The organism is Diaphorobacter aerolatus (assembly GCF_014489535.1).
GTDB lineage: Bacteria > Pseudomonadota > Gammaproteobacteria > Burkholderiales > Burkholderiaceae_C > Diaphorobacter_A > Diaphorobacter_A aerolatus.
This window is the reverse complement of record NZ_CP060783.1, coordinates 1,378,070-1,390,177: the sequence shown is the minus strand read 5'-3', so window position 1 is coordinate 1,390,177 and position 12,108 is coordinate 1,378,070. Positions and strand designations below refer to the sequence as shown.

Genomic DNA, 12,108 nt, shown 5'->3' with positions numbered 1-12,108 from the left:
ATGTCCTCTCAGCCGTCACGCGGCACAAGCAGAGCTGTCTGAAGCCGCGAATTCTAGAGGTCGGTGCCTGCCGACGAATAGTTGATCGTGAATACCGAGATTGCCGCGCAACGCGCAAAAAACCCGAAAACCGTGATAGGGCGCGGATGGCAAGCCGGGTTCCGTCTTCGGCAGAAGGGGGAACTGCAACGCTCTCGTAGGTTTTCTTCCAGTCTATTTTAGAATGAGAATTAAAACCATTCACGAACCTTCCATCAGACATGCGAGTACAGCCACAAGATTCAAGCGGCCAGACCCCTCGAGGCGTTGCACAGGTAGCGGCGGGAATAGCGCTGGACACGCTTGAACGCCACCGGGACGGCGTCGTCGTGGGCCTCAGGCCCGCGAACGGCGAACTGGAGAAATCGCTGGTTCTGCGCCTGATGGAGATCGGCTTCCTGCCGGGCGAGCAGGTGCGCGTGCTTGCCACCGGATTTCCGGGCGCGGATCCGCTTGCCATTCGCGTCGGGCAGGCGACGTTCGCGCTGCGCCGTGACGAGGCCGCTTTCGTGCTGGTGCAGCCAGCTAGGGCATGACGATCAGGAACGAGCAGGATTAGAGGGCAAGAGATGACGACGAACGCAAGCAATCCACCCGCTTCGGGCAGCGCGCTGCATATAGCGCTGCTGGGCAATCCCAACTGCGGCAAGACTGCACTGTTCAATCTGATGACGGGGGCACGCCAGAAGGTCGCGAACTACGCGGGCGTGACGGTGGAGCGCAAGGAGGGCTGGTTCACCACGCCAGGTGGCAAGCGCGTGCGCATGCTCGATCTGCCCGGTGCCTACAGCCTGCATGCGCAAAGCATGGACGAGGCCGTCACGCGCGATGTGCTGCTCGGCCAGCGCGCGGGCGAGCCGCAGCCCGAACTGATTGCCTGCGTGACCGATGCGACGCATCTGCGCCTGAATCTGCGGCTCGTTCTGGAGGCGCGCAATCTGGGCCTGCCGATGGTGCTGGTGCTCAACATGAGCGACATGGCCAGGAAGCAGGGCATCGAGATCGACGAGGCGGTGCTGTCGCGCGAACTCGGTGTGCCCGTGATTTCCACCGTCGCGGTGAAGGCCGATGGCGCGGCGCAACTGCTGCGCTGGATCGACACCGACCAGCTCGGCAACGCCCTGCCAAGCCACAGCAAAAGCTTCGCGGGCGATGCGCAGCAACGCGTGCTCGACCTGCACGACGAGGTGCGCCGCATTCTCGATCTGGCGGTCAGGGCACCTGCGGTACAACTGGCGCGCGATGACCGGATCGACGCCATCGTGCTGCACCCTGTTTGGGGACTAGTGCTGTTGGCGGTGCTGCTGTTCCTGATCTTTCAGGCGGTGTTTGCATGGGCCGCCGTGCCCATGGACTTCATCGACGCGACCACCGCGTCTGCCGCCGCATGGCTCAACGCCCACATGGCCGACGGGCCGCTGCGCAGCCTGCTTGCCGATGGCGTGATTGCCGGGCGGGCGGCGTGATCGTGTTTCTGCCGCAGATCCTGATCCTGTTCTTCTTCATTCTGGTGCTTGAGGATTCGGGTTATCTGCCGCGAGCCGCGTTTCTGCTGGACCGCATGATGGGCACGGTGGGGCTGTCGGGCCGTTCGTTCATTCCGCTGCTTTCGAGTTTTGCCTGCGCGATTCCCGGCGTGATGGCCGCGCGCTCCATTCCAAGTTGGCGTGATCGTCTCGTGACCATCATGATCGCGCCCCTGATGACGTGCTCCGCGCGCCTGCCGGTCTATGCGCTGCTGATCGGCGCGTTCATTCCCGCGCGTACCGTCGGCGGTCTCTTCAATTTGCAGGGGCTGGTGCTGTTCGGTCTTTACGTGGCGGGCATCGTGAGCGCTATGGCCGTGGCCTACGTCGCCAAACGTTTTGGCGCGCGCCAGGGCCGTGCGGCGCTGCTGATGGAATTGCCCGCCTATCGCTGGCCCAGCGTGCGCAGCCTGTTGATCGGCTTGTACGAACGCGCCGTCATCTTCCTCAAGCGCGTAGGCGGCATCATTCTGGCCCTGACCATCGTGCTGTGGTTTCTCTCGTCGTTCCCCGGAGCACCGGACGGCGCGACCGAACCCGCCATCACCTACAGCCTGGCCGGTCGCATCGGCGAGGCCATGGCGCTTGTGTTTGCGCCCATCGGTTTCAACTGGCAGATCTGCATTGCACTCGTGCCCGGCATGGCCGCGCGCGAGGTGGCGGTGAGCGCGCTGGGCACGGTGTACGCGCTGTCCGCATCGGGCGACGACACCGCCGCGCAGCTCGGCCCCCTGATCGCGAGCCAGTGGTCACTGGCGACCGCGCTCTCGCTGCTCACCTGGTTCATCTTCGCGCCCCAGTGCCTGGCGACGCTGGCGACGGTGCGCCGCGAGACCAATAGCTGGAAATACGTGGCGATCATGGCGGGCTACCTGTTCGGGCTCGCCTACATCGCCTGCTTCATCGTCTATCACATCGCCGTGGCGCTGGGCTGGGGCTGATGCGCGTGCGGGAGTTATGTCCCGTGTGAACAGGCCCTGGGAGGAACTGAGTTACATGACGCAATCACTGATCGTCGGATTCATCGTGGCGCTGGCGGCGCTCTATGTGCTGTGGCGCTACATGCCGCAGAAATGGCGCAATCCGCTTGCGCGCATCAATCCCAAGCTCGCACACGCATCGGGGTGTGGCAGTGGCTGCACGAATTGCGACAGTCCCGGCACGAAATCATCGAGCAGCGGGTCGTCGTGTCACAGCGCCGCTTCGCGTGAGATGCAGGACTCCAAGCCCATCGTTTTGCACGGCCGCATCGGCGAGCGCCAGTGAGCTGTCGCTGTCTCTCGGGACTGCCCGGTCATTCCTCGATCTGACAACCGATGCGTTTCAGCGTGGCATCTATCCATGCATTGTCGTAGCTGCCGTTGGCGATGTCGGCAATCATCTTCTTTTCGGCCTCCTGCTTGGCCTGCGTGGCGTTCAGCAGTGCAGACACCTCGTCGAACGGCACGCACAGAATTCCATCTTCATCGCCGATGACCAAGTCGCCCGGCTCGATGACCATGCCGCCGATGGCAATGGGAGTGTTGATTTCACCCGGTCCATCCTTGTAGGGGCCGCGATGCGTCACACCGGCGGCGTAGACCGGCAGATGTCCCGCGCGAATCTCGCCAGCATCGCGAATCGCACCGTTGATGACGAAGCCTGCGATGCCGATCTTCACCGCGTTGCCGACCATGATCTCTCCGATCAGCGCATTGGTCAGATCGCCGCCCGCATCGACGACGATCACGTCGCCCGCCTTGGCGAGCGCGAGGGCCTTGTGGATCATCAGGTTGTCACCGGGGCGGGTCTTGACCGTCAGCGCCGGTCCGGCCATGTTGGCGCCGCCGTGCATCGGCCTGAGTGCCGCGCCGCCAGCCGACATGCGCGACATGCAGTCGCTCACGTTGGCGACCGGCAGCGTGAGAAACTGCGCTGCCAGATCGAGGTCTACCGAGCGACGGCGTTTGAGGATTCGGTTTCCGATCATCATCATGGGTTCCTTTGAAATCAGTGAGCACGCAAGTCGGACAGAAATTTCTGTGCACGTTCGCTCTTGGGGTGTGAGAAGAATTCTTCAGGCGTGCCGCTTTCCACCAGGGCTCCGGCGTCCATGAACCAGACGCGGTCGGCGACCTCGCGTGCGAAGTTCATCTCGTGCGTCACGCACATCATGGTCATGCCTTCGCGTGCGAGATTTTTCATGACCTGCAGGACTTCGCCCACCATCTCGGGGTCGAGTGCGGAGGTCGGCTCATCAAACAGCATGGCGGGCGGGTTCATGGCAAGCGCGCGCGCAATCGCCACGCGCTGCTGCTGCCCGCCCGAGAGCTGACCCGGGAACGCGTCCGCCTTGTGCGCGAGGCCGACGCGGTCGAGCAGCGAAAGTGCGATCTGCCTGGCGCCCGGCTTGCCGCGCTTTTGTACGTTGACGGGCGCCAGCATGATGTTGTCCGCCACCGAGAGATGCGGAAACAGGTTGAAGCTCTGGAACACGAATCCGATGTGGCTGCGAAATTCGTTGATGTTCACGTTCTTTGCATGCACGTCCGCGCCCTTGAAGCTGATGGTGCCGCCCTGTATTTCCTCCAGCCGGTTCACTGTGCGGATGAGCGTGGACTTGCCTGAGCCCGAAGGTCCGCAGATCACCACCACTTCCCCGGTGGCGACTTCGGCATTGATGTTGTTGAGTGCGTGATAAGCGCCGTACCACTTGTTGACATCCTTGAATTCGATGATGGTCGGTGCATGGGGCGATGGGTGGTTCATGGGTCAGTCTCGCGTTCGGCGGTGGGCTGTCGTTCAATGCGTGCAGTGCGATCAATCCGCGTTCGCAATGCTTGCGACGGGTGGCGTCTCGGCGGAGTTCGTGGCGGCAGTCACGCCCGCACGCCTGTTGGCGATGCGCTTTTCGAGCCAGCGCGCAAAGCTCGTGAGCGTGAAGCACAGCAGGAAATACATGGCGGCGAGGATGAAGTACACCTCGAACGGCTTGGTGAGCAGTTGGTTGTTGATCTGGTTGGCCGCAAACGTGAGCTCGTTCATGCTGATCACATAACCCAGCGACGTCTCCTTGATGGTCGAGACGAACTGACCGATCATCGAAGGAATCATGTTGAACAGCGCCTGCGGCAGGATGACCTTGAAGCTGGTCTGTATGTAGCTCATGCCAAGCGCGCGCGAGGCTTCCATCTGTCCACGCGGCAGGCCCTGAATTCCCGCGCGCACGATTTCCGCGAGATACGCGGCCTGGTAGAACACCAGTGTGACCAGCATCGTCGTCGCTCCGCTGATCGAGGAGCCGATGACCAGTGGCACCAGAAAATACACCCAGAAGATGAACATGATCAGTGGCACGCCGCGCAGCACGGCCACCAGCGCCTGTACCGGCAGGCGCAATGCGCGCCACGGACTGACCATCGCCATCGCCATCAGCACGCTGAGCGGAAACGCAAGCACGATGCCCGCGACGGAGACGATCAGCGTCATCGCAAGGCCGCCGAGCGGGCCATATGGATATTGGCCCACCAGCAGCAGCGGCAGATTGTCCTTGAATATGTTGAAGATATCGCCCATGGTTCAGCGCTCCTTGATGCGGTAGCGGTTTTCGAGCAGACGCCCGACGGCCATGATGAGCAGCGAGATACTCAGATAAATCATGGTCGACACGAGGTAGATTTCAAACGTGCGGAACGTCGTGCTTTCGATCTCGCGCGTCACATAGGTCAGCTCGGCCGCTCCGACGGCCATCGCGAGACTGGTGTTCTTGAACAGCAGCACGGTGATGCTTACCAGCGGCGGCAATGCGATGCGCATCGCCTGCGGCATGATCACCAGACGAGTCGCCTGCAAATAACTCAGCCCGAGTGCGCGAGAAGCCTCGAACTGTGATTTCGGGATGCTGCGAATTCCGCCACGCAGGGCTTCAGCCACGTAGGCCGCCATGACCATGCCGATGGCGATGGCCGCACAGAGGAACTCGCTGTCGTGGGCATTGATCCAGTTGCGCCATGGCTCGGGCAGCATCGCGGGGACGCCGAAATACCAGATGAAGACATGCACCAGCACGGGCACGTTCTGGTGCCATTCCACATAGGAGGCCACGAAGGCATTCGCCAGGCGCGTGCCGGACATGCGGATCGTGGCCAGCACCGTGCCGATGCCCATCGCGAGAAGCCAGCACCATGCCGTCAGCTTGAGCATGGTCCACACACCCTTGGCGATGGTCTGTGGATACTCGTCCTTCAGCAGGAATGAAAAATCCAGCTCAATACTCATAGAGGTTCATGTGGCATGGGAGAAAGTGAAGTCGGCACCGCACGCGCCGCCCGGCGGCAGCGCGATTCGCGTAGCCCTAGCCCTTGATGGGCTTGATGTTGAAGCTGCGCTGCATCTTGAATTCGGTGTCGGCCCCCATCCACTTGTCGAAGATCTTCGCGGCTTCGCCGTTGGCTTCCATCTGCTCGAGCGTCTTGTTGACGTGAGCGATCAGCGCTGGCTCATCCTTGCGCATGCCGACGCCCCAAAGCTCTTCGGCCAGTTGCGGCTCGAGGATGTCGATCGGGCTGGTCTTCATCGACTGTTGCTTGAGCTGCACCAGCATCATCTCTGAGACCACGAAGCCTTCCACCTTGCCCTGCTGCATGGCGAGGAATGCCGATGGCGGATCCTGGAAGGTGACGGGTGTTGCGGTCGGCAGGAAGGCCTTGATCGCTGCCTCTGAAGTGGAGCCCTTGGTGGCGCTGACCTTCTTGCCTGCAAGATCAGTGGATTTCGCAAAGCTGCCTTGCTTGACCGCCACTTTCTGCAATGCCGCGTAGTAGGAGTCCGAATAGGCGATCTGCTGCGCGCGCTCAGGCGTCCAGCCCAGGTTGGCGGCGATGACGTCGATGCGCTTTTGCAGCAGTTCCGGAATGCGCGCGGCCACGGCGATAGGCTTGATCTCCAGCTTGACGTTCAGGCTCTTGGCGATGGCCTCGCAGAAGTCCACGTCGTAGCCTTGAATCTGGCGGGTCTGTGGATTGGGAAAGCTGAATGGCTGCGATGTGCCGAGCACGCCGCACACCAGAGTGCCCTTGGCCTTGATGTCGGCGAGCTGGTCCGCCATGGCGGCAGTGCCTGTCAGGCTCATGCAGACGACGGCGACGGAGGCGAGCAGAGATTTACGCATGGTTGGTTTCCTTGTTGAGAAGCGACGAGTGGAACGGTAAGCTGGGCAATGCGGGCTCAAGCGGCGGATTTGCAGCGGGCAATCGCTTGCGCGATGGCCTTGCAGCCAGCTTCGATCTGGTCCATGGAAGTGGCAAACGACAGGCGCAGATGCGCGGGCATGCCATACGAGGTGCCGTCGATGCAGGCGACGCCCGCCTCGTCGAGCAGAAAGTTCATCACGTCGATGTCGTTGCCGAGCACCTTGCCAGTGGGCGTGGTCTGTCCCAGAAGCCCTGCGACGCCCGGAAAGACGTAGAACGCGCCGTCGGGTGGCAGGCACTCAATGCCTGGTATCGCGTCGAGCAGTTCGACGATGCGATTGCGGCGTTTTTCAAACATGTGGGCCGCTTCCTGCACGCAGTCCTGGGGGCCGTTCAATGCGGTGACGGCCGCCGACTGGCTGATGGCGCTCGGACAGGTGGTGCTTTGCGACATGAGCAGCGTGAGAGCTTTTGCCAGTGCGGCTGGTGCGGCGCCGTAGCCCACGCGCCAGCCGGTGAATGCGTAGGCCTTGGACAGCCCGTTGACCAGCAGCGTGCGTGTTTGCAGCGAGGTGTCAACGCTAACCGGTGCGACGTGCTTAACTCCCCCATAGACGAAGTGTTCGTAGATTTCGTCCGTGAGCAGCCATACATGGGGATGCCGGTTAAGTACCTCGATCAGAGCGGTCAGTTCGCCAAGAGAGTACACGGCGCCGCTCGGATTGTTGGGCGTGTTCAGGATCAGCCAGCGCGTGCGCGGCGTGATGGCACGGGCCAGTGCCTGAGGCGTGAGCTTGAAACCATCATCGGCGCTGCAGGTCACGATGACCGGCTTGCCGCCATGCAGGGCCACCATGTCGGGATAGGAAACCCAGTACGGCGCAGGCACGATGACCTCGTCGCCCGCGTTGAGCGTTGCGGTAAAGGCGCTGTAGATGATCTGCTTTGCGCCCGAGCCCACGACGATGTCGGTCGGTGCATAGTGCAGCCCGTTCTCGCGCAACAGCTTGGCCGCAATCGCCTTGCGCAGCGCCAGTGTGCCTGCTGCTGCGGTGTAGCGGGTATAGCCCTTGTCGAGTGCCGCGATGCCTGCCTCGACGATATGGGCCGGTGTGTCGAAGTCCGGCTCGCCGATGGTGAAGTCGATGATGGTGCGCCCCTCGGCCACGAGCGCATCGACGCGGGCCTTGGCGGCCATGCTGGGGGAAGGTTTGACGACGCTGAGGCGGTCGGCGATCACGGTGGTCATGGGGCTGTTCTCCGGTCAAAACGGGCGGCACCGTCAACGCGCAGGCTGAGGTCCCGGGTTTCTGCCCACGAGACACGAGGTGAATCGAGGGCTTGGAAAAATTGTCAGTTTGATGAAAAATTAAAAAAAGCGATTTTTTTCAATCTCTACTGATGCCAATAACGCATGTGTCTAGGGCTAACCCGTAATGAACGTCTTCGATGTGGACCTACAAACAGCTTGAAGCGGTGTACTGGATCGCGCGGCTCGGCGGCTTTTCGCAGGCTGCGGCCAAGCTGCACACAACCCAGTCGGCCATATCGAGGCGCGTTCAGGAACTGGAACTGCAACTCGAAACCGAGCTGTTCGACCGCACGGCGCGCAGTTCGCGGCTGACGGAAAAAGGCGAGGAATTGGCGACGCTTGCCGCCAATCTGCTGGCGCAACGCGATGCCGCCATCGAGCAGTTCCGCAGGCCCGACGCCATTGCGCGCAGATTGCGTCTTGGTGTGACCGAACTCACAGCCATGACCTGGTTGCCGCGGCTCGTGGCGCTGGTGCAGCAGTACTACCCGCGCGTGACGATCGAGCCCGAGGTGGACTCCAGCGTCAGTCTGCGAGACCGGCTGATGAACGACGATATCGATCTCATCATCGTGCCGGACGTCTTTCGCGAAGGTCGCGCGGTCTGCACCAGGTTGGGGAGCGTGCAGAACGTCTGGATGTGCAAACCCGGATTGGTGAATACCCGTGGTTCCATGACTTTGCAGGAATTGGCTGCATATCGTCTGCTATCTCAGGGCGTATTGTCTGGCACGGGATTGATGTACAGCCGCTGGTTGAAGGATCACGGCGTGGAGGTCGAGCACAACCTGCAGAGCAGCAGCCTGATCGCGCTGATCGGCCTGATGGTGTCTGGCATTGGCGTGAGCTACTTGCCGGCCGACTGCTTTGCGTCGATGGTGGACAGCGGCCAGTTGCAGATGCTCGACGTGAATCCTCCGCTGCCCGAGACGACCTACGTTGCCATGCATCTTGCAGATCAGCGCAGCAATCTGTTGGCCGGTATCGTGATGCTGGCACAGTCGTGCTGCAATTTTTCGCGTCTGTTCCAGGATGCGGGGCCGAGTCCTGCCGATGAAGCAGCGAACGCAAATCCGTCGCCGCTCTGAATCGCCTGCTGCTTGCAACCGCACGCTGAATCCGGGAAAGAAAAAGCCCGCCATGCAACGAATGCGGGCGGGCGGTTTTGGGGACTTCGGGCAGGGCGCTGACGTGGTGGTTGCCCGTTGCCCTCATCCGCATCAGGAGTCGAGGCGCCCGAGCAGCAAATACTCCATGAGCGCCTTCTGCGCGTGCATGCGATTTTCGGCCTCATCCCAGACGACCGATTGCGGGCCGTCGATCACGTCGGCCATGACCTCCTCGCCCCGGTGTGCGGGCAGGCAGTGCATGAATAGCGCATCGGGCTTGGCGGCGGCCATCATGTCCGAATCGACGCACCAGTCGGCGAATGCCTTCATGCGCTTCTCGTTTTCGGCTTCGTAGCCCATGCTGGTCCACACGTCGGTGGTGACGAGGTCGGCGTCCTTGCATGCCTGCATGGGGTCGGCAAAGACCTTGTAGCAGCCGGGGCGCGGTGTGCGGCCACCGAAGGCGAGCTTTTCGTCGACCTCGTAGCCACTGGGCGTGCTCACATGGACGGTGAAGTCCAGCAGCTCGGCGGCTTGCAGCCAGGTGTTGGCCATGTTGTTGCCGTCACCGACCCAGGTGACCGTCTTGCCCTTGATCGAGCCGCGGTGCTCGATGAAGGTGAAGATGTCGGCGAGGATCTGGCATGGATGGAATTCATTGGTCAGGCCGTTGATGACCGGCACGCGGGAATTCGCGGCGAAGCGTTCGATCTTGCTTTGCTCGTAGGTGCGGATCATCACCAGATCGGTCATGCGGCTGATCACGCGGGCGCTGTCATCGATGGGCTCGGAACGCCCCAATTGGCTGTCGCCCGTGGTCAGATGCACCACGCTGCCGCCCAATTGGTACATGCCGGCCTCGAAGCTCACGCGCGTGCGCGTGCTGGCCTTCTCGAAAATCATGGCCAGCGTGCGATCAAACAGCGGGTGGTATTTCTCGTAGCTCTTGAACTTGCCCTTGATGATCGCCGCACGCGAGAACAGGTAGTTGTACTCGTCCGCGTTGAAATCGGAAAACTGCAGGTAATGCTTCATGGTTTTGCAGGCTCTTCGGAGAGGAACTTCTTGACCAGCGGGGCCAGACGCGCAACGATTTCATCGGCCTCGGCGCGCGAGAGAATCAATGCCGGAACCAGTCGGATCACGGTGTCGGCGGTGACCGAGAACAGCAGGCTGGCTTCCTCGGCACCACGGCCGATCAGCGCACCGCAGGAGCGGTCGAGTTCGACACCGATCATCAGGCCCTGGCCGCGCACGTCCAGCACACCCTTTTCACCGGCGAAGGCGGTCTTGAGCGCTGCTTTGAAATGCTCGCCCACATCGGCCGCGTTCTGCAGCAGCTTGTCTTCTTCCATGATGCGGATGGTTTCCACACCGGCGCGCATCGCCAGCGGATTGCCGCCAAACGTCGTGCCGTGATTGCCGGGCTGCAACACCGTCGAGGCCTTGCCGCGCGCCACAACCGCGCCGATCGGCACGCCCGATCCCAGGCCCTTGGCGAGCGACATCACGTCGGGCACGACGTCCGCCCACTGGTGCGCAAACCACTTGCCCGTGCGACCCATGCCGGCCTGCACCTCGTCGAGAATCATCAGCCACTCGTTGGCGTCGCAAAGTGCGCGCACCTGCTTCATGTATTCGGCGCGCATCGGATGCAGGCCGCCTTCGCCCTGAATCGGCTCCATCATCACGGCGACCACGTTCGGGTTGCCTTCGGTGGCCTTCTTCAGTGCGTCGATGTCGTTGACCGGCACACGCAGAAAGCCATCGAGCAGGGGGCCGAAGCCGTTGCGGATCTTGGGGTTGGCCGTGGCCGTCATGGTGGCAATGGAGCGGCCATGAAACGCGTGTTCATACACCACGATCACCGGCTTCTCGATGCCCTTGTCCACGCTATACTTGCGTGCGATCTTGATCGCGCACTCGTTCGCTTCCAGACCCGTGTTGCAGAAGAACACGTTGTCCATCTTCGCGCGCTCGGTGAGCAGCTTGGCCAGCACTTCCTGGCCGGGCACGTGGTAGTAGTTGGAGGTGTGGATGAGCTTGGCGACCTGATCCTGGAGCGCCGGGACGAACTTCGGGTGGTTGTGGCCCAGCGTGTTCACGGCGATACCGGCGAGACCATCGAGGTACTCCTTGCCATTCACATCCCACACTCGCACGCCTTGGCCTCGCTCCAGAGCGATGGGTACGCGGCCATAGGTGTTCATCACGTGGGGTGAGGCTGCCTCGACAAAAGCGGTCATGCGGAAATCTCCTGACATTGCTGGGAAACACAAAGCTGGCACTATCGATCACGAATGGTTCTACAGCCAGCACAACGAGATGCAATTTTAGAGGCTGTACATGGCATCTTCGTTGAGTATTGCGCATCACTGTCATGCGCCGCAGGGCGCGGGCGCGGCAGAAAGGCCCTGAGACTCAATGCATCAAGCGCATAAAGTGATGCGTTGCTTTTATTGGCGCAAGCACTTTCCAAGGCCATTGTGTCTTATCTCTTATATAAGAGTTAGAATCGCCGACGTGGTGCACGATGCCACGACCCACTATTACGACACCGCACCGATGGTCTCCCCCGACGCAAAAGAAATCTTCATTCAAGGGCTCACGCAGGAGGGGCAAACCTTTCGGCCCAGTGATTGGGCGGAGCGGCTGGCGGGAGTGATGAGCCAGTTCCGACCCGGTGGCGCAAGCCCGGAAGCCACCTGAGCTATTCGCCGTGGTGCATTCCCACGAGCATGAACGGAGTGAAGTGCGTGGTGGTCAATCGGGAACTGCAGCGGTATGAACCCATGGCGTGGGATTTCGTGTTGAACTTCGCAAAAGACAACAATCTTCAGGTCGCCGAAGCGTGCTACCTGCCCGACGCAAAGGCCTGACTCACAGGCCTTTTTCTTTGGTTCCTGACCCGTCCTGAATAAAGTTGACACCTTGGACTTGCAAAAAAGGCA

At 61.4% G+C, this 12,108-nt stretch carries 11 protein-coding genes and 2 pseudogenes; 5 read left to right on the top strand and 8 right to left on the bottom strand.

What is annotated here, in order from left to right:
• Positions 1 to 260 precede the first annotated feature (260 nt).
• The 3 genes and pseudogenes from H9K75_RS06485 (at position 261) to H9K75_RS06475 (ending at position 2,831) form a co-directional block, all read left to right on the top strand.
• Entirely contained in the window at positions 261 to 575 is a 315-nt protein-coding gene (locus H9K75_RS06485) for a FeoA family protein (RefSeq protein ID WP_187725150.1), read from the top strand.
• Positions 576 to 608: 33 nt separating this feature from the next.
• A pseudogene (feoB, locus tag H9K75_RS06480) lies at positions 609 to 2,506 on the top strand (ferrous iron transporter B).
• Between the two features lie 55 nt (positions 2,507 to 2,561).
• Positions 2,562 to 2,831: a hypothetical protein gene (locus tag H9K75_RS06475; protein ID WP_187726191.1), complete on the top strand. Its 270-nt coding sequence runs from the start codon at positions 2,562 to 2,564 to the stop codon at positions 2,829 to 2,831.
• Positions 2,832 to 2,859: 28 nt separating this feature from the next.
• On the opposite strand, the gene H9K75_RS06470 is transcribed toward H9K75_RS06475, so the two are convergent.
• The 6 genes from H9K75_RS06470 to H9K75_RS06445 all read right to left on the bottom strand — a co-directional run bounded on the left by H9K75_RS06470 (position 2,860) and on the right by H9K75_RS06445 (position 7,985).
• Complete coding sequence (locus tag H9K75_RS06470) at positions 2,860 to 3,534, bottom strand: RraA family protein (RefSeq protein ID WP_187725937.1); 675 nt, start codon at positions 3,532 to 3,534, stop codon at positions 2,860 to 2,862.
• 20 nt (positions 3,535 to 3,554) lie between these two features.
• Positions 3,555 to 4,283: an amino acid ABC transporter ATP-binding protein gene (locus H9K75_RS06465; protein ID WP_187725936.1), complete on the bottom strand. Its 729-nt coding sequence runs from the start codon at positions 4,281 to 4,283 to the stop codon at positions 3,555 to 3,557.
• A gap of 81 nt (positions 4,284 to 4,364) precedes the next feature.
• Entirely contained in the window at positions 4,365 to 5,120 is a 756-nt protein-coding gene (locus tag H9K75_RS06460) for an amino acid ABC transporter permease (protein WP_187725149.1), read from the bottom strand.
• A gap of 3 nt (positions 5,121 to 5,123) precedes the next feature.
• A complete protein-coding gene (locus tag H9K75_RS06455) occupies positions 5,124 to 5,822 on the bottom strand; it encodes an amino acid ABC transporter permease (protein ID WP_187725148.1) in 699 nt (232 codons plus the stop codon).
• A 76-nt stretch (positions 5,823 to 5,898) separates the two neighbouring features.
• Positions 5,899 to 6,714 carry an ABC transporter substrate-binding protein gene (locus H9K75_RS06450; RefSeq protein ID WP_187725147.1) on the bottom strand — a complete coding sequence of 272 codons (816 nt, stop codon included), beginning with the start codon at positions 6,712 to 6,714 and terminating at the stop codon, positions 5,899 to 5,901.
• A 56-nt stretch (positions 6,715 to 6,770) separates the two neighbouring features.
• Positions 6,771 to 7,985, bottom strand: coding sequence for an aminotransferase class I/II-fold pyridoxal phosphate-dependent enzyme (locus H9K75_RS06445; protein WP_187725146.1), 1,215 nt, complete (start codon positions 7,983 to 7,985; stop codon positions 6,771 to 6,773).
• A 200-nt stretch (positions 7,986 to 8,185) separates the two neighbouring features.
• Between H9K75_RS06445 and H9K75_RS06440 the strand changes: the two genes are divergently transcribed.
• Positions 8,186 to 9,136, top strand: a complete 951-nt coding sequence (locus H9K75_RS06440; RefSeq protein WP_187725145.1) for a LysR family transcriptional regulator — start codon at positions 8,186 to 8,188, stop codon at positions 9,134 to 9,136.
• A gap of 132 nt (positions 9,137 to 9,268) precedes the next feature.
• Here H9K75_RS06440 and argF read toward each other — a convergent pair whose 3' ends face one another.
• Both argF and H9K75_RS06430 read right to left on the bottom strand, forming a co-directional pair.
• Positions 9,269 to 10,192 carry an ornithine carbamoyltransferase gene (gene argF / locus H9K75_RS06435; protein ID WP_187725144.1) on the bottom strand — a complete coding sequence of 308 codons (924 nt, stop codon included), beginning with the start codon at positions 10,190 to 10,192 and terminating at the stop codon, positions 9,269 to 9,271.
• Positions 10,189 to 11,403 carry an aspartate aminotransferase family protein gene (locus H9K75_RS06430; protein ID WP_187725143.1) on the bottom strand — a complete coding sequence of 405 codons (1,215 nt, stop codon included), beginning with the start codon at positions 11,401 to 11,403 and terminating at the stop codon, positions 10,189 to 10,191. The genes argF and H9K75_RS06430 overlap by 4 nt, the downstream gene beginning before the upstream one ends.
• A gap of 319 nt (positions 11,404 to 11,722) precedes the next feature.
• On the opposite strand from H9K75_RS06430, the pseudogene H9K75_RS06425 reads away from it, so the two are divergent.
• Positions 11,723 to 12,036 (top strand): annotated as a pseudogene (locus H9K75_RS06425) (DUF3579 domain-containing protein).
• The last annotated feature ends 72 nt before the right edge of the window (positions 12,037 to 12,108 follow it).

Bases quoted from the DNA above. Each gene is read 5' to 3' on its own strand.
- H9K75_RS06485 (WP_187725150.1), top strand. From the start codon at position 261: ATGCGAGTACAGCCACAAGATTCAAGCGGCCAGACCCCTCGAGGCGTT.
- H9K75_RS06475 (WP_187726191.1), top strand. From the start codon at position 2,562: ATGACGCAATCACTGATCGTCGGATTCATCGTGGCGCTGGCGGCGCTC.
- H9K75_RS06470 (WP_187725937.1), bottom strand. From the start codon at position 3,534: ATGATCGGAAACCGAATCCTCAAACGCCGTCGCTCGGTAGACCTCGAT.
- H9K75_RS06460 (WP_187725149.1), bottom strand. From the start codon at position 5,120: ATGGGCGATATCTTCAACATATTCAAGGACAATCTGCCGCTGCTGCTG.
- H9K75_RS06455 (WP_187725148.1), bottom strand. From the start codon at position 5,822: ATGAGTATTGAGCTGGATTTTTCATTCCTGCTGAAGGACGAGTATCCA.
- H9K75_RS06450 (WP_187725147.1), bottom strand. From the start codon at position 6,714: ATGCGTAAATCTCTGCTCGCCTCCGTCGCCGTCGTCTGCATGAGCCTG.
- H9K75_RS06445 (WP_187725146.1), bottom strand. From the start codon at position 7,985: ATGACCACCGTGATCGCCGACCGCCTCAGCGTCGTCAAACCTTCCCCC.
- H9K75_RS06440 (WP_187725145.1), top strand. From the start codon at position 8,186: ATGTGGACCTACAAACAGCTTGAAGCGGTGTACTGGATCGCGCGGCTC.
- argF (WP_187725144.1), bottom strand. From the start codon at position 10,192: ATGAAGCATTACCTGCAGTTTTCCGATTTCAACGCGGACGAGTACAAC.
- H9K75_RS06430 (WP_187725143.1), bottom strand. From the start codon at position 11,403: ATGACCGCTTTTGTCGAGGCAGCCTCACCCCACGTGATGAACACCTAT.